Origin of the sequence: Nonomuraea sp. NPDC046570 (genome assembly GCF_040645915.1) — a bacterium.
Lineage (GTDB): Bacteria > Actinomycetota > Actinomycetes > Streptosporangiales > Streptosporangiaceae > Nonomuraea.
Map to the genome: position 1 here is coordinate 103,444 of NZ_JBEYZF010000013.1, position 22,527 is coordinate 125,970.

The 22,527-nt window shown below is 72.3% G+C and carries 19 protein-coding genes; 9 read left to right on the forward strand and 10 right to left on the reverse strand.

Going from position 1 to position 22,527, the window contains the following annotated elements; translation table 11 throughout:
• Genes ABZ911_RS22060 through ABZ911_RS22080 form a run of 5 tightly spaced genes read left to right on the forward strand, consistent with a single transcriptional unit; the run spans position 1 to position 5,456 of the window.
• Complete coding sequence (locus tag ABZ911_RS22060; protein WP_358058647.1) at positions 1-837, forward strand: DeoR/GlpR family DNA-binding transcription regulator; 837 nt, start codon at positions 1-3, stop codon at positions 835-837.
• A gap of 10 nt (positions 838-847) precedes the next feature.
• Positions 848-1,963, forward strand: coding sequence for a sn-glycerol-3-phosphate ABC transporter ATP-binding protein UgpC (gene ugpC / locus ABZ911_RS22065; protein WP_358058650.1), 1,116 nt, complete (start codon positions 848-850; stop codon positions 1,961-1,963).
• Positions 1,964-1,968: 5 nt separating this feature from the next.
• Positions 1,969-2,916: a carbohydrate kinase gene (locus ABZ911_RS22070; protein ID WP_358058653.1), complete on the forward strand. Its 948-nt coding sequence runs from the start codon at positions 1,969-1,971 to the stop codon at positions 2,914-2,916.
• 30 nt (positions 2,917-2,946) lie between these two features.
• Positions 2,947-3,870: an ABC transporter ATP-binding protein gene (locus ABZ911_RS22075; RefSeq protein WP_358058656.1), complete on the forward strand. Its 924-nt coding sequence runs from the start codon at positions 2,947-2,949 to the stop codon at positions 3,868-3,870.
• Positions 3,867-5,456: an ABC transporter permease gene (locus ABZ911_RS22080; RefSeq protein ID WP_358058659.1), complete on the forward strand. Its 1,590-nt coding sequence runs from the start codon at positions 3,867-3,869 to the stop codon at positions 5,454-5,456. Before ABZ911_RS22075 ends, ABZ911_RS22080 begins: the two co-directional genes overlap by 4 nt.
• Here ABZ911_RS22080 and ABZ911_RS22085 read toward each other — a convergent pair.
• Positions 5,379-5,903, reverse strand: coding sequence for a MarR family transcriptional regulator (locus ABZ911_RS22085; protein ID WP_358058662.1), 525 nt, complete (start codon positions 5,901-5,903; stop codon positions 5,379-5,381). The two genes, ABZ911_RS22080 and ABZ911_RS22085, sit on opposite strands and share 78 nt — an antisense overlap.
• Before the next feature lie 81 nt (positions 5,904-5,984).
• On the reverse strand, positions 5,985-7,370 hold the full coding sequence (locus ABZ911_RS22090) for an NCS2 family permease (protein WP_358058665.1): 1,386 nt from the start codon (positions 7,368-7,370) through the stop codon (positions 5,985-5,987).
• Positions 7,371-7,540: 170 nt separating this feature from the next.
• Between ABZ911_RS22090 and ABZ911_RS22095 the strand changes: the two genes are divergently transcribed.
• Positions 7,541-7,819: a DUF2530 domain-containing protein gene (locus ABZ911_RS22095; RefSeq protein ID WP_358058668.1), complete on the forward strand. Its 279-nt coding sequence runs from the start codon at positions 7,541-7,543 to the stop codon at positions 7,817-7,819.
• On the opposite strand, the gene ABZ911_RS22100 is transcribed toward ABZ911_RS22095, so the two are convergent.
• Positions 7,816-10,854 (reverse strand): hypothetical protein, encoded by a 3,039-nt coding sequence (locus ABZ911_RS22100; protein WP_358058671.1) that lies wholly within the window; start codon positions 10,852-10,854, stop codon positions 7,816-7,818. The genes ABZ911_RS22095 and ABZ911_RS22100 overlap by 4 nt on opposite strands.
• 61 nt (positions 10,855-10,915) lie before the next feature.
• Entirely contained in the window at positions 10,916-11,716 is an 801-nt protein-coding gene (locus ABZ911_RS22105) for a DUF3027 domain-containing protein (RefSeq protein ID WP_358058674.1), read from the reverse strand.
• 111 nt (positions 11,717-11,827) lie between these two features.
• Between ABZ911_RS22105 and ABZ911_RS22110 the strand changes: the two genes are divergently transcribed.
• Complete coding sequence (locus tag ABZ911_RS22110) at positions 11,828-13,330, forward strand: MFS transporter (protein WP_358058677.1); 1,503 nt, start codon at positions 11,828-11,830, stop codon at positions 13,328-13,330.
• Between the two features lie 9 nt (positions 13,331-13,339).
• On the opposite strand, the gene ABZ911_RS22115 is transcribed toward ABZ911_RS22110, so the two are convergent.
• Both ABZ911_RS22115 and ABZ911_RS22120 read right to left on the reverse strand, forming a co-directional pair.
• Positions 13,340-13,735, reverse strand: a complete 396-nt coding sequence (locus ABZ911_RS22115; RefSeq protein ID WP_358058680.1) for a cold-shock protein — start codon at positions 13,733-13,735, stop codon at positions 13,340-13,342.
• Between the two features lie 91 nt (positions 13,736-13,826).
• Entirely contained in the window at positions 13,827-14,447 is a 621-nt protein-coding gene (locus ABZ911_RS22120) for an HAD hydrolase-like protein (protein ID WP_358058683.1), read from the reverse strand.
• A gap of 188 nt (positions 14,448-14,635) precedes the next feature.
• On the opposite strand from ABZ911_RS22120, the gene ABZ911_RS22125 reads away from it, so the two are divergent.
• Complete coding sequence (locus ABZ911_RS22125) at positions 14,636-15,256, forward strand: helix-turn-helix domain-containing protein (RefSeq protein WP_358058686.1); 621 nt, start codon at positions 14,636-14,638, stop codon at positions 15,254-15,256.
• Here ABZ911_RS22125 and ABZ911_RS22130 read toward each other — a convergent pair.
• The gene (locus tag ABZ911_RS22130) at positions 15,249-16,013 is read right to left on the reverse strand and encodes a hypothetical protein (protein ID WP_358058689.1); all 765 of its coding nucleotides are present in this window, start codon (positions 16,011-16,013) and stop codon (positions 15,249-15,251) included. The two genes, ABZ911_RS22125 and ABZ911_RS22130, sit on opposite strands and share 8 nt — an antisense overlap.
• 77 nt (positions 16,014-16,090) lie before the next feature.
• Here ABZ911_RS22130 and ABZ911_RS22135 point away from each other — a divergent pair, with 77 nt between their 5' ends.
• On the forward strand, positions 16,091-18,421 hold the full coding sequence (locus ABZ911_RS22135) for a helicase C-terminal domain-containing protein (RefSeq protein WP_358058692.1): 2,331 nt from the start codon (positions 16,091-16,093) through the stop codon (positions 18,419-18,421).
• 2 nt (positions 18,422-18,423) lie between these two features.
• Here ABZ911_RS22135 and ABZ911_RS22140 read toward each other — a convergent pair whose 3' ends face one another.
• The 3 genes from ABZ911_RS22140 to ABZ911_RS22150 are packed head-to-tail and all read right to left on the reverse strand — an operon-like array spanning position 18,424 to position 22,499.
• Complete coding sequence (locus ABZ911_RS22140) at positions 18,424-19,725, reverse strand: DUF4407 domain-containing protein (RefSeq protein WP_358058695.1); 1,302 nt, start codon at positions 19,723-19,725, stop codon at positions 18,424-18,426.
• Positions 19,718-20,677, reverse strand: a complete 960-nt coding sequence (locus ABZ911_RS22145) for a hypothetical protein (protein WP_358058698.1) — start codon at positions 20,675-20,677, stop codon at positions 19,718-19,720. The genes ABZ911_RS22140 and ABZ911_RS22145 overlap by 8 nt, the downstream gene beginning before the upstream one ends.
• Before the next feature lie 10 nt (positions 20,678-20,687).
• Entirely contained in the window at positions 20,688-22,499 is a 1,812-nt protein-coding gene (locus tag ABZ911_RS22150) for a hypothetical protein (RefSeq protein ID WP_358058701.1), read from the reverse strand.
• Positions 22,500-22,527 lie beyond the last annotated feature (28 nt).

A 22,527-nucleotide genomic window follows, 5' to 3' on the forward strand; every position in this document is an offset into this window, starting at 1 on the left:
ATGGCGAGGGCTCGGACCACGATCGCCGGTCTCGAAGAGAGACGGCGGGCGGTGCTCGCCCGGGTCACGCAAGCGGGACAGATAGGCATCGCCGAGCTGGCGGAGGAGTTCGGCGTCAGCCTGATGACCATGCATCGGGACCTGGACGCGCTGGTCGGCCGCGCGCTGCTGCGCAAGTCCCGCGGCCAGGCGTCGCCCGTCACGGCCGTCACGATGGAGGTCGCCTCGGAGGTACGCCGGCAGGCGCGGCTGCCGGAGAAGGAGGCGATAGCCGAGGCCGCCCTGCGGGAACTGCCGCCCGGCGGAGTGATCCTCATGGACGACTCGACCACGCTGTTCCCACTGGCCCGGCGCCTCGACGAGTGCGGAGGCTACACGGTGATGACGAACTCCGTGGGGATCGCGCGCATCGTCGCCGCCACCGAGCGCAGCGACGCGATCCTGCTCGGCGGCGACTACCAGCGCGCCTTCGACTCCACCGTCGGGCCCGAGGTGTCGCGTGCCCTGCAACGCGTGCGTGCCGACCTCGCCCTCATGTCGGCGGTGGCGATCACCGGCGGCCGTCTCTACCACCCGGTGCAGGGCTACGCCGTGGTGAAGGAGGCGATGCTCGACGCGGCCCAACGGCGCCTGCTGCTGGTGGACTCGTCCAAGTTCGGGCGCCATGCCCCCTTCAGCCACCGCGATGTGAGCGCGTACGACGCCGTGATCACCGATCGAGGTGTGCCGCAGGACGAGGAGAGAACCGTCCGCAGGCTGGGCACCCGCCTGCTACTCGTCAGCGTCCGGCACGACGCGCCGACCGCCGTCGGCGAACCTTTCCCAGCCAACCCATGAGGAGACTTCGATGGCCACAGTTCTCTACGACAAGGCGACCCGCGTCTACCCCGGATCCGAACTGCCCGCGGTGGACGCCCTCGATCTCGACATCACCGACGGCGAGTTCCTGGTCCTCGTCGGCCCGTCCGGCTGCGGGAAGTCCACCTCCCTGCGCATGCTCGCGGGCCTGGAGAGGGTCGACGGCGGGCGCATCAGCATCGGGGACCGGGACGTCACCAACCTGCCGCCGCGCGACAGGGACATCGCGATGGTGTTCCAGAACTACGCGCTGTACCCGCACATGTCGGTGGCCGACAACATGGGATTCGCCCTGCGGGTGATGAAGGCGCCCAAGGAGGAGCGCGACCGCCGGGTCCGGGAGGCCGCGCGCCTGCTGGACCTGGAGGAGTTCCTGGACAGGAAGCCCAAGGCGCTCTCCGGTGGGCAGCGGCAACGCGTGGCGATGGGCCGGGCGATCGTGCGCGAGCCGAAGGTCTTCCTCATGGACGAGCCGCTGTCCAACCTGGACGCCAAGCTGAGGGTGCAGACCCGTACCCAGATCGCCGCCCTGCAGCGCCGGCTCGGCGTGACGACTGTCTACGTGACCCACGACCAGGTCGAGGCCATGACGATGGGCGACAGGGTGGCCGTGCTCAAGGACGGGGTCCTGCAGCAGGTCGACACGCCGTTGCGGCTCTACCAGCACCCGGCCAACGTCTTCGTCGCCGGCTTCATCGGCTCGCCCGCCATGAACCTCGCCGAGTACCGGGTCGAGGGGGATGAGGCGGTCCTCGGCGAGATGCGGGTGCGGCTGTCCAGCGAGACGATCAAGGCGATCGCGGACGAGGGCGGCGACCGCGTCATCCTGGGCTTCCGGCCCGAGGCCGTCGAGGTGGTCGGCGACACCGACACGGACCACCCGGCCTTCCCGATCACCGTCACGGTCGTCGAGGAACTCGGCTCGGACGCCTTCCTGTACGGCCAGTACGCCGGCACGACCGACCCGGTACTGCGCGAACAGACGGTCATCGCGCGCGTCGACCCCAACGCGCCGCCGGCCAAGGGCGCCCAGGTCCGCCTGCGGATCCTGCCGGGCAAGGAACGGCTCTTCTCCGTGGTCACCGGCCGGCGGCTGTCCACCTGACCGCCGTGATCGTGGCCTGCGGTGAGGCGCTGGTCGACCTGGTCCCGCGGCGGGACGGCGACGGGTACGCCGCCCGGCCGGGGGGCAGCCCGGCCAACGTCGCCGCCGGGCTCGGGCGGCTCGGCGTCGAGGTCGCGCTGCTCGCCAGGATCGCGGACGACGGGTTCGGCCGGCTCCTGCGAGCGCACCTGGTTGGCTCGCACGTCGATCTGAGCATCGCCCTCCCCGCCGCCGAGCCGACGACGCTGGCCGTCGTCACCCTCGACCCGGAGGGGGCCGCCGAGTACTCCTTCTATGTCGAGGGCAGCGCCGACGGCGGCTGGGAGCCCGGTCAGCTGCCGTCGGAGCTGGCAGGTGGCTGCCTGCACGTGAGCGGGTCACTCGCGCTGGCCGTACCGACGATGGGCGACACCCTGGAGTCGCTGCTCCTGCGGGAGCGATCCCGGCGCACTCTCGCCTTCGACCCGAACCTGAGGCCGCGGCTGGCCCGCGATCCCGCCCGCCTGCGGGCGCGGCTCGATCGCTGGATCGCCCTGGTCGACCTGGTCAAGGTGAGTTCCGACGACCTCGCCTGGGTCTCGCCGGGCGAGCCTGTGGAGGCCGTCGCGGCCCGCTGGCGGGAGCGCGGGCCCGCCCTCGTCGTCGTGACGCGCGGAGCCGCGGGGGTCCACGCGCTCGGGCCCGGCGGGCCGGTCGACCTGCCCGCGCCACGGGTACGGGTCGCCGACACCGTCGGCGCGGGCGACGCGTTCATGTCCGGCCTGCTCGCCGCTCTCGACCGGGACGGCAGGCTGCCCAGGGACCGGCTCGCCGCCATCCCCGCCGACGCGCTGACCGCGGCGCTCACCCAAGCCCAGCGCGTGGCTGCCCTCACCTGCACCCGGGTGGGGGCCGAACCGCCCTGGCAACGGGAACTGGACTCCTGGGGCGCCAACTCTTTCAAATATTCATGAATTTTGTGAATTTAATGTAGCGTGCAAGGTATGACATACGCGATCTCCGTGTCCGGCCTGGTCAAATCGTTCGGCCAGACGCGTGCGCTGGACGGCCTCGAGCTGAACGTCCACGAGGGCGAGGTCCACGGCTTCCTCGGCCCCAACGGGGCGGGAAAGTCCACCAGCATCCGGATCCTGCTCGGCCTGATGCGCGCCGACGCGGGCCAGGCGCAGCTACTCGGCGGCGACCCCTGGGCCGACGCCACCGAGCTGCACCGCCGCCTGGCGTACGTGCCCGGCGACGTCACCCTGTGGCCCAACCTCTCCGGCGGCGAGGTGATCGACCTGCTGGGACGGCTGCGCGGCGGGGTCGACGAGCGGCGCAAGACCGGCCTGATCGACCGGTTCGAGCTGGACCCGCGTAAGAAGGGCCGGGCCTACTCCAAGGGCAACCGGCAGAAGGTGGCGCTGGTGGCCGCGCTGGCCTCCGACGTGGAGCTGCTCATCCTCGACGAGCCGACCTCTGGCCTGGACCCGCTGATGGAGGCGGTCTTCAGGGACTGCGTCGCCGAGGAGAAGGCGCGCGGCCGTACCGTGCTGCTGTCCAGCCACATCCTGTCGGAGGTGGAGGCGCTCTGCGACCGGGTGAGCATCATCAGGGCCGGGCGCGTCGTCGAGTCGGGCACCCTGCCGGAGCTGCGCCACCTGACCCGAACATCCGTGGTCGCGGAGGTGGCGAGCTCACCGTACGACCTGGCGGACCTGCCCGGAGTGCACGATCTCCACATCTCGGGCACGCGGGTCAGTTGCCAGGTCGAGCCCCGCCATCTCGACGAGCTGTTCGGCCGGCTGACCACGCTGGGGCTGCGCGGCGTCACCGCGGCGCCACCGACGCTGGAGGACCTGTTCATGCGGCACTACAAGACGGCGTCGAACAGCTCGCACGAGCGTCCGGCGGAGAACGCCCGATGAGCGCCCTGACCGGAACCGGCACGCTCGTCCGGCTCGTCGTCCGCCGTGACCGTCTCATCCTCCCCCTGTGGGGCCTGCTGGCCGCGGTCTACCCGTCGGCCATCGCCCGCAGCACCGCCGACCTCTACCCGACCGCCGAGGCACTGCGCGGCGTGGCCGGTACGGCGATGGCCAACCCCTCGCAGCAGGCCATGCGCGGTCCGGTGTTCGAGGCGAGCGTGGGCGGCCTGACCGCGCACACCGTGGGCATGTCCGGCGCCATACTGCTCGGGCTGGTGAGCATGCTCCTGGTGATCCGGCACAGCAGGGTCGAGGAGGAGTCCGGCCGCCGTGAGCTCGTCGGCGCGGGAGTGGTGGGCAGGCACGCGCCGTTGACCGCGGTGCTGGCCGTGGTGTTCACCGCCAACCTGATGATCGCCGTCCTCATGGCGGGCACGCTCATCGGCGCGGGGCTGCCCGCCTCCGGGTCCTTCGCGCTGGCCCTGTCGCTGGCCGCCACCGGATGGACGTTCGCCGCGGTCGGCGCCGTCGCCGCGCAGTTGACGGAGAGCGCGGCGGTGGCCAGGGGGATAGGTCTCGGCGTGTTCATCGTCTGTTTCCTGATCCGCGCGGTCGGCGACTCGAGCGGGTCGGCCTGGCTGTCGTGGGTGTCGCCGCTGGGCTGGACGCTGCGGGCACGAGCGTTCGCGGGCGAGCGCTGGTGGATCTTGGCGCTGCTCGTGGCCTTGGCCGTCGTGCTGGCGGGCGCCGCCTATCGGTTGTCGGCCCGCCGCGACCTGGCCGCCGGCGTCCTGCCCGCGCGGCTCGGACCCGCGACGGCGACGCCTGCGCTCGACAGCGCACCGGCCCTGGCCTGGCGGCTGCACCGCGGTCAGCTTGCGGCCTGGACCGCCGGCTTCGCCGCGGGCGGTCTCGCGCTGGGTGGTGCCGTCTCCGGCGGAATCGAAGCCCAGCTCAACGCTCCGCAGATCATGGAGATGATCGCCAGAGTGGGGGGCGAGAACGCCGAACCGGCCGACTTCTTCGTCAACTACCTGCTGTCCATGCTCGCCTGGATCATCGCCGCGTACGGCATCCTGTCCGCGCTCCGGCTGCGGACCGAGGAGACGGCCGGGCGCGCCGACCTGGTGCTGGTGACCCCGACGAGCCGCGTCCGCTGGGCGCTCAGCCACCTGTTCATGGCCGTGGTCGCGCCCGCGACGGCACTGGCGGCACTGGGCGCGGGAACCGGACTCGCGTACAGCGCGAGCAGCGGCGACCCGGGCAAGTTCCCGGTGGTGCTGGGGGCCGCGCTGGCCTACCTGCCCGCCGTGTGGGTGATGACGGGGATCGCGGTCCTGCTGGCCGGGCTGCTGCCCCGCCTGTCCGTGGCCGCGTGGGGGATCTGGGTGGTGTTCATCCTGCTCGACGTGTTCGGCATGCTGGGGCAGGTCGACGCTTCGGTGCTGAACCTCATCCCGTTCGTGCACGTGCCGTGGGTCGTACTCGGGCAGACGGCGGTGGCGCCGCTACTCCTCCTGACCGCGATCGCCGCCGTCCTCGGTGTCGCCGGGCTCGCCGGTCTGCGCCGCCGCGACATCGCGTGACTCCAATTCCTGCCACTTGACCATCAGTTGGGGGACCTCCCGGCGCAGGAAGCCGAAGAAGCGCCGGGTCTCCTCCAGCCGAGCCCCCACGGGCGTGTCCAGGTCGAAGACCTCAAGCCCCTCCCTGGCGCCCTCCTCGAAACGGCGGAAGATCGCGTCGCTGGACAGTGCCGCCGTGAACCACGCCACGTGATCGATGCGATAGCTGTCCCGCCGCTCCCCCGGATCGCGCTCGCGGGCCACCATTCCCACGTGCATCAGGTATTTGACCGCGCCGGAGATCGCCGGCGGCCCCACCTGGAGCCGCTCGGCGAGCTCTGCCGCGGTCAGCCTGCCGTCGTCCGAGACGAGCAACGCGGCGAAGACCCTGGCCGCCATCCGGGGATAGCCGGACTCGGACATGATCATGGCGAACCGCTCCAGGAAGCCCTGAGCGTCGAGTGTCATCCGCCTGAGTTTACACAATTCACGAAATGCATGAAGGCGCGGTAGCGCCTGGTGAGGAGCGCTACCGCGCGACGACGGCCGCTAGGCGAGGCCCAGCAGGACCCTGATCGGGCCGAGGGCGAAGTAGACGGCGAACAGGGCCGCGACCACCCACAGCAGCGGGTGGACCTCCCTGGCCTTGCCCTTCGCCACCTTGATCAGCACGTAGCTGATGAAGCCCGCGCCGATGCCGTTCGAGATGGAGTAGGAGAACGGCATGATGACGATGGTCAGGAAGGCCGGGATGGCCATCTCGTAATCGCTGAAGTCGATGTCCTTGACCGAGGTCATCATCATGAACCCGACCACGACCAGCGCGGGCGCCGCCGCCTCGTACGGCACGACCACCACGAGCGGCGCCAGGACGATGGACGCCAGGAACAGCACACCGGTGACCACGCTGGCCAGACCGGTGCGAGCGCCTTCGGCGACACCGGAGGCCGACTCGATGTAGGTGGTGTTCGACGACACCGAGCCGGCGCCGCCCACGGCCGCGCCGATCGAGTCGACCAGCAGGATCTCGCGGGTACGCGGCAACTGCCCGTCGGGCTGGACCAGATCCGCCTGGCGGCCGACACCGACGATGGTGCCCATCGTGTCGAAGAAGTCGGTGACCAGCAGGGTGAACACCAGCAGCACGACGAGCACGACCGAGATCCGGCTGAACGCCCCGATCGGGTCGAACTCGGTGAACAGCGTCAGCGGGTTGTGGAAGCCGAAGATCTGCTCGGGCAGCGTGGGCACGTTCAGCATCCAGCCGTCAGGGTTGCCCTTCTCGGCCGCCGAGCCGGACTTGGTGATCGCTTCGACGATCATGGCGAGGACGGTGGTGCCGACGATGCCGATGAGAATGGCGCCCTTGGTCCTGCGGGCCACGAGCACGGCGGTGGTCAGCAGGCCGATGACGAAGACGAGGACCGGCCACGAGGTGAGGTTGCCCGAGATGCCGAGCTCCAGCGGGGTGCCCGCGGCCTTGCGGACGAAGCCCGCGTCCACGAAGCCGATCAGCGCGATGAACAGGCCGATGCCGACGCTGATGGCGGTCTTGAGCTGGGCCGGGATGGCGTTGAACACCGCCACCCTGAACCCGGTCAGCACCAGCACCGCGATGATCACACCTTCGAGGAACACCAGGCCCATGGCCTCCTCCCAGCTCATCTGGGAGGCGATGTTGAAGGTGACGAAGGCGTTCAGGCCGAGTCCCGCCGCCATCGCGAAGGGCACCCTGCCGACCACCCCCATGAGGATGGACAGGAGGCCCGCCACGAAGGCGGTACCGGCCGCGACCAGCGGGACGTTGGCGGTCAGGCCGTCACCGATGAACTGCCCCTCCACGTCCTTGCCGTTGGCGATGATGATGGGGTTGAGCACCACGATGTACGCCATCGTGAAGAACGTGGCCAGGCCGCCGCGAACCTCGCGGGACACGGTCGACCCACGTTGGGTGATGGAAAAGAAACGGTCGAGCTTGGAGGGGGTTGTGTCACTCACGCGCGAAGAGTGACAGGGCTCGCGACCTGCGAAAAGATCCGGTAACCGGATCGAGACCCTTTTGCTCCCTTATCGCGCGAAACGGCATGTCGACTACGCTGGATCACGTGAAGCAGCCATGGCGTCCGGATCCGGAGCCGCTCAAGACGAACGACCGCGCGGCGATCCTCGCCGGCACGGGCCTGTGGGCGGTCGCGCTGGTCGTGCTGCTGATCCTGCGGCCACCGCCCGAGCACTCCTGGTGGATCTGGACGTGCGTGACGGGCATCGCCTTCGGCGGCTTCGGCTACTGGTTCGTCAGCCGCATGCACCGCAGGCGATCCCGCCCGGAGGAGACACCCGCGCTCTCCTCCGAGCTTCCCACCAAGGACTCCCCCGCCGGTTAGGACAGGTCGGCCTCGGCCAGCAGCAGCGGCACCGCGCCGGGATCGCGCAGCAGCGCCGCCACCGCGAGCCGGTCGCCCCACTGCCCCGACGCCCAGGCCAGCCCTCGGGCCAGCCCCTCCACGCCCGAGCAGTGCACCGCGCCCTCGAAGAAGCGCCACGCCACCGGCACCCCGTCGACCAGCAGCTTCTCGTGCGCCACATAGGTGTCGGGGGCGGCTGGGAGCAGCGACTTCACCTCACGGGGCACCTGCCGTACCTCGCCGGTCGAGGTGACCTCGCCGGGTGCGATCTCGCCCGCCAGCGGCAGGTCGAGCAGCTCCGACAGCGCCTCGGCCAGGTCGAAGGGGGCCAGCACCAGCGGCCGGTCCACGACGAGCTGAAGCAGGTCGGGGGCCTCGACCACGACGGCGTCCTCGGCCTCGGCCACGACGATGTCGCCGCCGAGCACCGCGCGCACCGACGACGGCGGGGCCACCCGGGACGGCTCCACCGCCGCCAGGGCCATCCACAGCGCCCTGAGCTGCGCGCGGTCGACCTCGGTCGACTCGTCGGCCATCAGTTCCAGCAGTTCCTCGGGGCCGCCGTGCGAGGTGAGCAGGTCGCCGAGGGTGGTGCGTACGCCGATCATCGCCTGCGCGGCCTCGTCCAGGCCCGCCGGGGCGTCGCCGTACAGGCCGTACAGCAGCGGGTCGCCGCCGGGCACCCGCAGCTCCATCGGCTTGCGCCCGCCGAGCACCGGGTGATGGGACAGCCACCAGGCGGTGTAGGAGGGCACCTCGACGGTCTCGCCGCCCGCGACCACCCGCAGCGGGTGCAGGGCGGCGCGCAGCGGCGGCCGGGTGAGCAGCGCCAGCGCGGCGGGCCAGTCGGAGATCAGCTCCAGGTCGCGGACCGCGGCGAACTCCGGCACCACGGGCGGCACGTCGAGATCGGGCAGCAGGTCGAGGACGGCGTCCAGCCACTCGTCCTCGCGGTCGAGGTCGTGGTCGCAGTCGTCCTGGTCGAGCAGCACGTCGGAGTCGTTGACCACGGCGAAGCCGTCGAGCACGCCCGCCGCGGCCAGGACCCGCGAGCCGTAGGTGTCGACCAGCTCGGGTGCGGCCACCCCGAAGTTCGCGTCGTCGCCGATCAGCCCGGCCAGCGTGCCACCGGCCAGCAGCAACTCGCCCGCCGGGTACAGCTCGCCGTCGGCGCCGCGCAGCGCCAGCTCCGACAGCCACGGGGCCTCGCCCGCGCTCAGCCCCGCCGCGTCGACCAGCGACAGCACGGCGCGCGCCACCGGGTCGGGCTCGGGGCTGTCCAGCGACTCGGCGACGGCGGCCTTGGTGAGCGAGTCCTCCAGCACGGTGCGCGGGGTGGCCTCGGCGGCGCCCAGGCGCAGCAGCAGCGGATCCGCGGCGTCCGGGTGCACGATGCGCAGGCCCAGCGGGGCCAGGTCGAGCGGGGTCGCCGCGCTCAGGATCAGCGTGCCGCGCGGGCCGCGGACCAGCCGGCCGTCGGCCAGCGGGACGGGCAGCGCGCCCAGCGCCTCGGGGTCGTCGGCGGGCAGCACCGCGTACAGCGAGCGCCACCACGCCGGGTCGGTGCCCTCGATGGCGTCGCCCGACAGCAGGTCGACCACGTCGGCCAGCTCCACCCGCCGCACCTTGAGCGCGGCCATCGCGGGATGCCGGGCCGGCCACCCGGCGGGCAGCAGCCCCGGCACGATGCCCGCGATCACGTCGAGCAGCTCGCCGGGCCCGGCGACCACGGCCGCCTCCTCACCCGCGACGACCCACCCGTCCTCGCCCGCCTCCCTGGCGGGCGGCTCGACGGTCCACTCGGCGTCAGGATCGTAGAGCTCCGCGTCGGCGAACGAGGGCGTCCGTACGGCGGGCGCCGGAGCCGACAGCGCGGGCAGCAGCGGAGTGCCGGGCAGCAGGCGCAGGATCTCCCGCCTGACCCTGGCGTCCAGCTCGCCCTTGCCCATCAGCGCCGGAACCAGGTCGAGCAGCTTCGGCGCACGCGGCAGCTCCCGCAGCAACCGGACGTAGACCTCGGCCACCCGCGCCACCAGGAAGTCGGTGAGCGGCCCCTTGGCGACGTGGCGGCGGTCGGTGGCCAGCGGGAAGGAGGCGATGAGCAGGGCGGGCAGGTCGATCGGCTCGTCGGAGGGGGTCGGCGCGTGCAGCACGGCGGGCACCGTCGCGGGCAGCGCCTTCGGCAGCCCGTCCGCCGTCACCGGCACCGCCCAGCGGACCGACCAGTGGGGGCGGGCCCGCTCCTCGGTGGGCCGGTCCGCGAACAGCTCCGCCACCTGCTCGGGCGTGAACTCGCCCGCGGCCGACACCACATGCCAGCCGTTCGGCAGCACGGTGCGCGTCTCGCCGTCGACCTCGATCTCGATGGCGGTCAGGGCGGGCATGCCGAGCAGCAGGGCGGGACTCGTCTCCTCCAGCATCCGGTGGACCGCCCCGGCCGCCGCGGCGTCGCGCAGCGGGAGCCGTACGACGGTGTCGAACCCCTCGGGCACCGGCAGCGGCTCGGACGGGAACGGCAGGCGCAGCATCGGCACATGTCCCGCGCGGTCGGCCAGCTCGCCCGCCAGCACCGGCTCGGCGGCCACCAGCGCCGCCGTCTCCTCCCGGGACCAGCGCACCGCGCCCGAGTCACGCGAGCCGATCGCGGGCGCGTCACAGACCGACACCACGGCCGCGAAGCCCACGCCGAAGCGCCCGGCCGCGCCCGCGTGGTCGCGCTTGGCCGACACGCGCAGGGTGGACAGCCCTTCCACACCGGCGGCTTCGAGTGGGGCGCCGGTGTTGGCGGCGGTCAGCACGCCTTCGGCCAGCGACAGCCGGAGCACTCCGGGGACGCCGGCCCGCAGCGCGGCGTCGGCGGCGTTCTGCGCGAGCTCGACGATCAGCCGGTCGCGGTAGCCGCCGAGCGCGAAGTCCTCTTCGGCGTTGGCGTCCTCCCGGAAACGGGCGGGCGAGGCGGTCCACGCGGCGAGCACGGCGGCCCGCATCCGGTCTGTGTCGAAAGTGTCGGTCATGGTCTGAGTCCAATGAGAGAAGGGGCTCGCCGTAGGTTAGCGGCCCCCACCGACACGCGAGTCAGGAGTGACCGAGCTCCTCCGACGAGGATTCGTCGACCGAGCCCGCCTCGTCGACCATCAGGTCGAAACCCAGGTCGTCGAGGATCGGCGTGGCCTGTTCCGGCGACGGCGGCATGACGGCGGCCTCGGAGTGCGCGCCGCAGCCGTGGTCGGCGGCGACCACCTTGCCGTCGTCGGGGGCGTACTCGTTGGCGCACACGCCGAACTTCTGCCGCAGCCCGCCGGCCAGCGGCCAGTAGAAGCCGCAGGTGGAGCACTGCGCGGGCGCGGCGTGCGCGAGCGGGGTGTGCGGGCCGTGGTCGCCCGAGTGCCAGCGTCTGGCCGCCCGGTCCCGGCCGATGGCCGAGAGGACGCGAGCACGGCCGAGACCGTACTCGAAGATCATCTGGTGGTCGACCTCCTCGTCCGCCTCGGTGAAACCGGGCACGAGGCGGTCGTCGTCCTCCGCGGTCGGCAGCAGGTCGCCCACGCCGAGGTCGCCGGGGCGCAGCCGCTCGCTCCAGGGCAGCCACTCGGGCGCCATGAGCGCGCCGGAGCCCGGCAGCAGGACCGCCTCGCTGACCGTGACGTTCTTGGCGCGCGAGGCTCTGGTGACGGTGACGGCCCAGCGCCAGCCGCGGTAGGCGCGGTCCAGGCAGGCGAAGAAGTGGGTGACGATGCGGTCGCCCTCGGCCTCGTAGCCGAGATGGTCGCCCGCCTCCAGTGGCAGGGCGAGCTCCCGCGCGGCGGCCCGCGCCAGCTCGACGGCGGCGACACAGGCCTGATCGGGCGCGGAGGCGCGCGTCCTGGTCCGGATCATCGGGACGCCTCGGCCTCAAGGTGCTGTTCGCTCACACTTCATTCTCACCTATGGCGGGACCTGAGCGTACCCATGTCCGGTCGAGACCAGAATCGGGTAAGACTGGTAAGCGTGGCGGAGGCTTGGGAGCAAGCTCGACAGATCTCGCGCCGTGTCGGCCGGGCGTTGGCGGGCGCGGGCCGAGCCACCGCGCGCGCCGGGCGCTCGACGGCCAACGGCACCAAGCGTTTCGGCGTGGCCACGGCCAGCGGCGCGCAGCGCGTCGGCCAGGCGACCAGGCGGCTGACGCACGCGCAGGGCGCCGGCCGGACCGGCCTCGGGCGGCTGATCGAGGTGACCGCGGCCAACAGCGCCGGCGACGCCCTGGTCACGATCGCACTGGCCGGCACCATCTTCTTCGGCCTGCCGGTCAACGAGGCGCGCGGCCCCGTCGCCCTCTATCTGATGATCACGATGATCCCGTTCGCGGTGGTGGCGCCGTTCGTGGGGCCGGTGCTCGACCGTTTCAGATCCGGCCGCCGCTACGTGATGGCCGGCACGCTGTTCGCCAGGGGTCTGCTCTGCTTCGCGATGGCCGCGGCCGTCGGGCCCGGCGACCTGCTCACCCTGTTCCCGGCCGCGCTGGCGGTGCTCGTGCTGTCCAAGGCGTACAGCGTCTCCCGGGCGGCGATCATGCCGAGTGTGCTGCCCGCCGACATCACGCTGGTCAGCGCCAACGCCCGGGTGGCGCTGTTCTCCCTGGTCGCCGCGGGCATCATGGTGCCCGTCGCGACCGGGCTGATCGCCTGGCTCGGCGTCGCCTGGGCGCTGCGCATCGCGATGGTGGTCTTCTTCGCGCTCGGCGTCTACGCCATCCGGTTGCCGCGCCACGTCGACGCCCCCGATCTGGAGGAGGACGGGGAGCGCGGGTCGCGCTGGCGCACCCTGCTCAACGTGGGCCCGGCGGTCGGCGAGGCGATGCGGGCCAATGTCGCGATCCGCCTGTTCTCCGGCTTCCTGCTGTTCTACCTGCTGTTCCTGGTCCAGGAGGGCCGGTTCAAGGAACTGTCGGCGGCGCCCACGATCGCGCTGCTGGCCATCGCGGCGGGCCTCGGCGGGTTCGTAGGCGCGGCCGTGGCCAACTGGGCGCGCAACCACTCACCGCAGCTCATCGTGCTGGCCACGCTCGCGCTGACGGTGCTGACCACCGCGGTCGCCGCCTTCTTCTTCGGCCTGTGGGCGGCCGTGGCCGTCGCCCTGGTGGTGGCCTTCGCGCAGGAGCTGGGCAAGCTGGCCCTCGACGCGATCGTGCAGCGGGAGATCGGCGAGGAGGTGCGCTCGTCCACGTTCGGTGTGGTCGAGGCGCTGCTCCAGCTCACCTGGGTGTTCGGCGGGCTGGTCGGGCTACTGGTGTCGCTGTCGCCGAACGGCACCGCCGCGCTCACCGGCGCCGCCGTGGTGCTCGCCGTGGGGCTGGGCTGGCTGCTGGTCCGCCGCAGGGGCCGGATGAAGGCGCGCGACGACCGGGTCAGGGGCGAGCGGGCGACAGCCGGCGAGGAGGAGCGACCGGCTCGCCCGCCGAGGCAGCCCGACCAGATCGACTCCACCAAGCCCCTGACCAACCCGCACGGCTGAGCCGCGCGGTCAGGCGTCGAGGTCGTCGGCGACGGCCCGGAGCACCTGGGCGATCTTCTTGGCGTGCACCGCTTCCGGGTGCTTGCCCCGCTGGTAGGACGTCGAGACCCCGTCGAGGAGCTTGATCAGGTCCTCGACGATGACGACCATCTCGTCCGGCTTCTTCCGCTTGCCCTTGGGCTTGGTCTTGGCGAGCGTCGGCGGCTGCTCAAGGATCCTGACCGACAGGGCCTGCTGGCCGCGCCGGCCCTCCGCCACGCCGAACTCGACCTTCTGGCCCGGCTTGAGAGGTTCCGCGCCAGTGGGAAGCGCGGAGGAATGCACGAAGACCTCACCGCCGTCGTCGCGGGTGAGGAAGCCGAAGCCCTTGTCGGCGTCGTACCACTTGACCTTGCCACTCGGCACAGGGGGGACCTCGTTCAGACAGTCGAAAGGATGAATGGAAGTAGGTTATGCCCACTGAGCCCCGGGGGCGACCGGGTAATTCCGTCGTGTTTCACACAAGAGCGCTTTGCGGCTTCCAGTCGTCGAACCAAGCCGCGAACTCGGTCAGATCGGTCAGCGCCACATCGGCTCCGTGATCACGCAGTTCTCCCACCGTGTAGGGGCCTGTCGCGACCGTCACGCTGACGGCGCCTCCCGCTCGCGCCGCCTCGATGTCGGCGACGTGGTCTCCAACATAAGCCGCCGCGCCGAAGCGCGCGAGCGCCGAGCCCTTGTCCGCGCCGAACACCGATCCGACCACCTCGTCCACGTCGAATCCGAGCAGTTCCACGGTGCTCCTGGCGTCGCGGACGTTCTTGCCCGTGACCACGATGACCCGGCCTCCGGCGGCGCGCACGGCCTCGACGGCCGCGTACGCGCCGGCCATCGCGGTGTGCGCGGGCACGCCGACGTCCGGGTAGATCTCCCGGAACAGAACAATGGCCGCGGGGATCTCCTCCACCGGCAGCCAATTGGCGAGTTCGCGTTCCAGCGGCGGCCCGAGCCTGGTGATGATGGCGGCGCTGTCGATGGCGATGCCGAGCCGCAGCGCCAGTTCGTCGTAGACGGCCGCGATGCCCGCGCGGGTGTCCGCCAATGTCATGTCCAGGTCAAAACCAACCGAATTCCCCACATAGGCAGCATGCCAAAGTCCCAAGGGTTCCGCGTACCGGCCGCAGTTGTGGGACCCGCCCGGACAGGGAAGAAAGGAATTACTTATCCACCGGTGTCGCGGCTCCCCCGCCACCGGTCCGCACCGGCGTGCCGCGCCAGGAGGCCGTGAGCAGCGGTTAAGGTCCTTACGGAGGTATCAGGAAAGACATGACCAGATCCACACGTGAGCGGATCATTGACGAGGCTCTGCGGCTGTTCGCCGAGCGGGGCTACTCCGCCACGTCGGTGGCCGAGATCGAGGCCGCAGCGGGGCTCTCGCCCGGCGCCGGCGGGCTCTATCGGCACTTCAAGTCGAAGTACGAGGTGCTGGCCGCGGCGATGCACGAACACGCCGCCCGCACCCGCTCGCAGGTGGCCGAGAGCCTCGCCCAGCTCGACACCATGGAGACCGCCTCCACCGCGCTCGACGACCGGCTCGCGCACCTGTGCCGGGCCGGCCTGGCGAAGGTACGCGAGGAGAGCGAGCTGACCCGGGTGTTCTTCCGCGATCTCAGCCAGTTCCCAGAACTGGTCGCGGTGGTGCGCGAGGGGCTGCTGCAGCCGATGTTCGACGCGATCACCACCTGGTTCCGCGCCCAGCCCGAGTACGCACGGGCCGACCTCGACTGGAACGGCATCGGCGCGGTCCTGGGCGGCGCGGTCGTGCACTACCGGCTGTTCCAGGAGACCGTGGGCGAGTCGCCGGGACACACCGAGAAGGACCAGTTCGTCGCCGCGTGGGTGCGTCTGGCCGTGGGGCTGGTGCCGAGCCCGGCGCCGGTCAGCTGACGTCGAACAGGCGGTAGGCCAGCCAGACCACGCCGAGTCCGGTGCCGACCATGAACATGACCCCGCTGACCGCGAAGAACTGCTCCACGAACGGGGCGAACCCCTGCCGATCACCGACCCGCAGGGCGCCGAAGATGACACCGCCCACCACGTAACCGAACAGCGGGGCGCCGAGCCCGGTCAGCCGGTCCCGGAGCGACCAGTCGTCGCTCAACAGGATCAGCACCGCGCCGATCGCCCAGACGATCACCGGCACCTGGAAGATCGCGAGCGCCGGAAGGTCGAAGGGAACCAGCAGTGCGGCGACGACCAGGACGGCCATCGCGGCCGTCTCACGGGGATGCATGCCGACGATGGTCCTGGCGTCCCGGCCGCCGGTGGCCATCGGGTTTGCCCTGGCCATCGCGGCCCGGCGCAGCCCGGCGAAGGGCAGCCCCCTGGCCCCAGCAGGCCGTACGCCGGGGGCGCGGTCGTCGACGATTCTCGGGAAGGTCGCCGTGCCCGTGCTCTTCATCTCGGGCGTCTCGCCCGCCGACAGCCGCCTGGCCTCCCGCTGGACGAGCGCGGCCGGGTCGCCGTACCTGGCCAGCAGCCTGGCGACCTGTCTGGGGTTCTCGCTGCCCGCGCGCTCGGCCTCGATCCTGGCCCGCAGCCGCTTGACGAAGTCGAGCCTGTGGTCCTGGCGGAGCACGCCGTGAGCGGCGTCGGCGGCCTTGCTCACATACTCCAGGACCAGCTGGTCGGCTCGCTCGATCACACCAGCCATGCTGCCCGAACCGGGCGGATTATTCGCCCTATCCAAGGGAAATCGCTGTGCGACATACCATTGCAGGGATGGAATTCACCGAGTGGCTCAGGGAGCGCACCGACCGGCAACTGGGCGCGCTGGTTGCGGCGCGGCCGGAGCTGGTCACGCCGGTGCCGGCCCATCTGGAGGGCCTCGCCGCGCGAGCGGGCAGTCCTTCGGCGATCGGCCGTGTCCTGGACCGGCTCGACCGCTTCACACTGGCCCTGGTCGAGACGCTCGCCGCGCTTCCCGAACCGCTCAGCCTGACCAGGCTGAGCGACCTGGTGGGCAGGGCGGTCACCGAGGGCGAGGCGGACCTCGGACCCGCCCTCGACCGGCTGCGCACGCTCGCCCTGGTCTTCGGCCCCGACGAGGAGCTGCGCCTGGCGCCGGGCGTGCGCAAGGTCCTCGACGACCCCGCGGGCCTCGGCCCGCCCGCCGCCGACGTCTTCCGGCACCACCCACCCGAGCAGCTCGACGAGCTGGCCGACGACATCGCCCCCGGCACCACCGGCACCGGCAAGGAACGCCTGGTCGCCGCCCTCGCCGACCCCGGCAAGCTCATCGACGCGGTGTCCCCGCAGGCCAAGGCCGCGCTGGAGGAGCTGGCCTGGGGGCCGCCGAGCGGGCGGGTGCCCAACGCCCGGCGGGAGGTGCGCATCGGCACGGCGCGCTCCCCGATCGAGGAGCTGCTGGCCAGGGCGCTGCTCGGCGCCACCGGCGAGGAGAGCGTCGCGCTGCCCCGCGAGGTCGGCCTCTACCTGCGCGACGGCCGCGTGCACCGCGACCTCACCGCGCTCCCGCCGCCCCTGGACGGCGCGGCCCGCGACCAGGCGCTCGCCGACCGTACGGCGGCCGGGCAGGCGTTCACGTTCGTCCGGTCGGTGGAGGAGCTGTGCGAGCGCTGGGGCCTCGACCCGCCCGCCGTCCTACGCACCGGCGGTCTCGGCGTACGCGACCTCAAACGTACGGCCGGACAGCTCGACCTGCCCGAATGGGCCGCCGCCCTGGTGATCGAGACCGCCCACGCGGCCGGGCTGGTCGCCACCGGCGGCTCGGTCGACGGCGAGTGGCTGCCGACCGCGGCCTACGACGCCTGGCGGATCAGGAGCACCCAGGACCGGTGGGTCACCCTGGCCGTCACCTGGCTGCACACCGACCGGGTACCCGGCATCGTGGGTGAGCGCGACGAGCGCGACCGCCTGCTCAACGCCCTGCACACCGACCTGCGCCGGGCCGCCGCGCCCGAGGTCCGGGTGGCCACCCTCAAGGTGCTGGCCGCCGCGCCGGGCCTCGCCCCCACCCGCGAGTCGGTGCTCGACCGGCTGTCTTGGGAGCAGCCGCGGCGACGCGGGCCGATGCGCGACCAGCTCACCGAGTTCACCCTGCGCGAGGCGGAACAGGTCGGCCTCACCGGTCTGGGCGCGCTGTCCGAGCACGGCCGTACGCTGCTCGGCGGCGACCAGAGCGCCGCAGCGGCCGTGCTCGCGCCGCTGCTGCCCGAACCCGTCGACCACGTGCTGCTGCAGGCCGACCTGACCGCGGTCGCGCCCGGCCCGCTGACCAGCGAGCTGAGCCGCTGGCTGACGCTGGCCGCCGACATCGAGTCCAAGGGCGGCGCGACCGTCTACCGCTTCAGCGAGTCCTCGGTCCGCCGGGCCCTCGACGCGGGCCAGGGGGCCGACGAGCTGCTGTCCATGCTGCAGCGCCACTCGGCCACGCCGGTGCCGCAGCCGCTGGCGTACCTGGTGGGCGACATCGCCCGGCGGCACGGTCGCGTCCGGGTCGGCACGGCCAGCGCCTACATCCGCTGCGACGACCCCGCCATGCTCGACCAGATCACCGCCGACCGCAGGTCGGCGCAGCTCCGGCTGCGCCGCCTGGCGCCGACGGTGATCGCCTCGCGTACCTCCAGGGCGGCGCTCGTCGACTCGCTTCGCGCCATGGGTTACGCCCCCGTGGCCGAGTCGCTCGACGGGGACGTCATCATCACCCAGCTCGACACCAGGCGTACCGAGGGACTGCCGCCGGCCAAGACGTACTCCTCCTTCAACGGGCTGGACGGCGAGGTCGTGGCGGCGGCCGTGCGCGCGCTGCGGGCGGGTGACTCCGCGCACCGGGCGCGCAGGGAGCCCGTGGCGGCGCCCGCTGGACAGGTGCCGCGCGGGCCGGCCACCGCGACGATCTCGACCCTGCAGGACGCCATCCGGCGGGGTGTGCGGGTGTGGATCGGCTACCTCGACTCGCAGGGCCAGGCGACCAGCCGCATCCTGGAACCGGCCCGGATGGAGGGCGGCTACCTGACCGCCTACGACGAGACCCGCGCGGCGGTCCACCGCTTCGCCCTCCACCGGATCACCGGAGTCGCCGGTCTCTGAGATCAGAACCGCCGGCCGTTCAGTCTGCTTTCCGGCGGGTCCTGGGCGAGGAAGTCGCGCGTCCGCTTGTTGATCAGGTCGGCGATGCGCGACTTGGCGTCGGCCTCGGCGCGCCGCCTGCCGACTTCCAGCTCCTCCCGCCGTTTGCGCAGGTCCTCGCTCTTCTCCTCCCTTTCCTGCTTCAGTTCGCCCGCCTGGGCGTGCTCCCGGGTCTCGATCAGCTCGCGGTGCAGCCGTTCGCGGCTCCTGTTCTCCGCTTCGACCAGGCGGTCGTACACGGCGGTGCCGCCCATCAGCTTGACCAGGACGGGCAGGCAGTCGACGAGGAGCATGAGCAGGCGGAGCAGCCAGGTGAACGACCAGAGGAAGGCGTCCTCGCCGGTGAGGGCGTCCAGGGCGCGCTTGCGTTCCAGCAGGCCGATGGCGTCATCCTCGCCGGGCATCGCCGCGAGGCGCCGGTCCACGGCGGCCTGGACGGTCCGCTTGTAGTCGCCGCCGGTGGTCGCCACCTCGCCGCCGCCGTCGAGGACCCGCCGGTCCAGCGTGTCCAGCCTGCGGGCGTTCTCCTGGATCCGCTGGTCCCGCGCGAACGCCTCCAAAGCGTCGTAGGCCCGCAGGCAGCGCGGGCCGTAGCCGATCCTGCCGCTGAGGCCGGGCCGGTCATCGCCCCGGCACTCGCCGGTGGCGTCGTCCTTCAATCGCTTGTACTCGGCCTTGTCCTGGCGGAGGCGTGTCGCCAGCCTGTCCCGCTCGGCCATGAGGGTGCTGAGCGCGACGCTCGCCTCCTCGGGGCGTACGGCGGACAGGCTCATGCCCGCGCAGCCTGTCGCCGGGGGCTCCTTCGGCGGCGCGGGGTTGCATCTGATGAGCGTGTCGCGCAGGACGCTTCGCGCTTCTTCCCGGTCGTCGATCACGCGCTGCTCCAGGGCGGTCTGGAAGAACCTGAGCACCAGAGGTTCGGCGATGACCAGGCCCAGCACCGCCGCCATCAGCAGCCGGGGGACGAGCATGAGCACCCTGCGCTGCCACATACCGGTCACCGTGCTGACCAGCCACCTGTCCAGGTTGAGCACGGTGAACGCCCAGATGAGGACGGGCACGACGGCGTACAGGTGCGCGCCGTCGAGGACCTGGCTGAGGAAGAACCACATCGACAGGCCCGCGATGGTGGCCGAGCTCAGCACCACCCCGCCGAGGCCGGTGTAGCGGGTGCGCTCCAGCGGCACCTGGGCGAGCAGCCGCTCGTCGGCGCCCGCCAGCACGCGGAGCCACCTGCCCGGGTCGGGCCGGCTCCGCTCAGCCATCCAGGTCCTCCAGGCCCAGCGGTCGCGGCGTCTGGCCGTTCTCCAGTTCGGCGGACCGCTCGGCGGGCCCGAACATGCTTCCGGCGGCCTGCGGGCCGATGACCGAGCGGGCCAGCTCCTCGATGAGCACCCGGGTGTTGAGCGGGAGGAAGTCCAGCGAGCCCTCGGGCATCGCCTTGATCATGTCGTGCAGGTAGGCGGCGCGCTGGTCGTCCGACTCGTGCTGGATGGTCACCGCGTCGCCGATGGGCATGTGCCCGCGGCTGATCGCCAGGGCGAGCCCGGCCGAGGTGCCCCGGCCGAGGATCTCCTCGATCCGCGCGACGTCCTTGTTCTCCAGCGCGTGCAGGAGTTCGGCCACTTCGCCCTGCCGCCGGACGGTCCTCAGGTCCCTGGCGTGGCCGCGTACGTCGTCGGGCAGGAGGAGGTCGACCGCCGACAGCCGTACCTCCATCCCGTCGATCTCCGCGGGGAGCACGTCCAGGTACGCCTTGACCCGGGCCACCACCTGCGGGCGCAGCTCGTGGACGGCCTCGATCGGGCGCCTCATGCCCATGGACAGGAGTTCGGCGTCGCCGGCGAGGTGGCGGGCCAGCACGGCGGCGACGTCGGTGAGCCCCTGCTTCACGATCTTCTCGGGGGCGGTCACCGTACAGGTGAAGGTGACCTGGAGCGGGAAGTCGTGGGCGAGGTCGGCGGAGGGGAGGCGCAGGCCGACGACGACCGGGGAGGTGCGGACGTCCACCACGCTGACCGAGATGGCCTCGACGAGCTCGTCCTCGGAGCCCTTCAGGTGCCGGCGTTCGGTGAAGGCGTAGTGGCCGCCCGCGACCTCGAAGACCAGGACCGCGCCGGGGGGCTTGTCGGGGAGCTGGCCCAGGTCTCGGCGGCTGCGCAGGAAGCGCCGCTCCGCGGGCGGGAGCGGGCGCTCCTCGATGATCGGATATGGCATGGGCGTCTCCTCAACGCGCGATGGCTGACAGTAGGGCGTGGACGTGCAGGCGGGCCCGTTCCGGTGCGGAGTCGTCGAGCAGGGCGTACCTGGCGCGCTCCACCACCAGGGCGGCCACGTCCGGGGGCAGCTCGGTCCAGATGGCCTCGCCGAGCCGCGTCACGGCTTCCAGCGCGTCCACTTCGCCATCGAGCGACCGCAGGGTACGGCGCAGCGCCCGGATGGCCTCGCCGCGGTGATGTGCGCTGCGCAGCACCCACGCCCACAACCGGCCCAGGTGCGCGGCGCAGCCCGGCTCCCGCACCAGCAGGAAGGCGCCCAGCGGGTCGCCGCCGTCCAGCCGGTCGCCAGCCAGGACGCCGAGCACCGCGTCCAGGGCGGTGCGGGTGCGCCGCGATCCGCTGCCTCGTACCTCGCTCGCGGCCAGCACCTCCAGCAGGCGCAGCGCCGTGAGCGCCTGGCCGTCCCGCTCGGCGGCCTGCCGGACGAGCAGGGTCAGCGACTGGCGCGCCACCACGTTGACCCGGACACCGCGCAGCGCGAGGAACCACAGCCAGTTGAGCGTGTCGGCGGGGTAGCGGATGGACAGGCCGCCGCCCAAGGCGATGGCGGCGGTCATCGCCCTGGCCTGGCCGGCGTCGCGCACCCAGCTGAGCGCGAGGGCGAGCGCCTCGGGGGCCAGGGTGTCGTCGGCGCACATCAGGGACAGCACGTTGGCGGCCGCGAGCCGTTCCATGACGAGGCCGCTGGCCCAGACGTCGAGGAACTCTTGGCCCACCTCGCGCAGCGAGATCCTGGCCAGCTGGGCCACCCCGGCGGCCGCCTGGATCTGGAGTTCGAGGTCCTCGCAGGCGAGCGAGCGGACCCATTCCCGCAGCGGTTCCCAGAGCGTGTAGCCGTAGCGGGCGACCAGCTCGGCGAGCACCTGCGTGCGCTGGTTGGCGCCGCGGAAGACCACCCGGCGTTCCCGGGAGCCGCCCGTCCCCTCCGCGCAGACCATGATCAGGGGGTGGTCGCGGCTCCACTCCATGCGCGTCTGCGGTTCGCTCCCGTCGTCCTGCCTCGCGCCCGCCTCCGTCTCGTGTGCCCGCCGGATCTCGGCGAGCCTGGCGAGTTGCCGTTCGAAGACCCGCTCGGGCAGGCCGTAGGCGAACACCAGCGCCGCGACGACGTGCACGGCGTCCCGCCCCGGCTTGGTGTCGAACCACTCGGCGACCTCCCCGCCCTCTTCGGCGCTGAGCACCTCCTGCACCGGGCGGGCGTCCCGGGCGAGCTGCCTGGCCAGTGCCACGACTCTGGCCGGTCCCTGCAGCTCGACGGCGCGCCGCCGGGCTGGGGCGAGCTCTTCGGTGCTCCGGCGAGCGGCCCCCGCCATGGCGCCCGCGCAGCGGTCGAAGAGCCCGCCCGGATCCGGTGACGTCCAGGGCAGTTCCGTGGATACGGCCCGCCCCGCCCTGGTCACCACCAGGTACGCGCCGGCCTCGGTGAGTTTGCGGGCCAGGCGGACGAGTTCGAAGCGGCGTACGGCCTCGGTCTCCGCGCCGTCGGCGATCCAGTCGTGCAGCAGGTAGGCGCGCCCCGGCTTGAAGTCGCTTCTGGCGGCCAGCTCCGCGGCGGTCTTGGCCGGTGAGAAGACGGTGATCCGGCGCTCGGTCAGCGGCATCCGCCAGAGCAGCGCGATGGCGCCCAGGCGCCTGCCGGTCCCCTCCGTGCCGACGAGGACGGCCATGTGGTTCTCCCGCAGGCGGCGCTCGGCGGGGGCGAAGGTGTCCGGCTCGGCGTACCACCGCAGTTCCGCGTCGATCTCGGCCTCGTGCAGCACGCCGGTGGCGGCTCTGACCGGGGTGTGG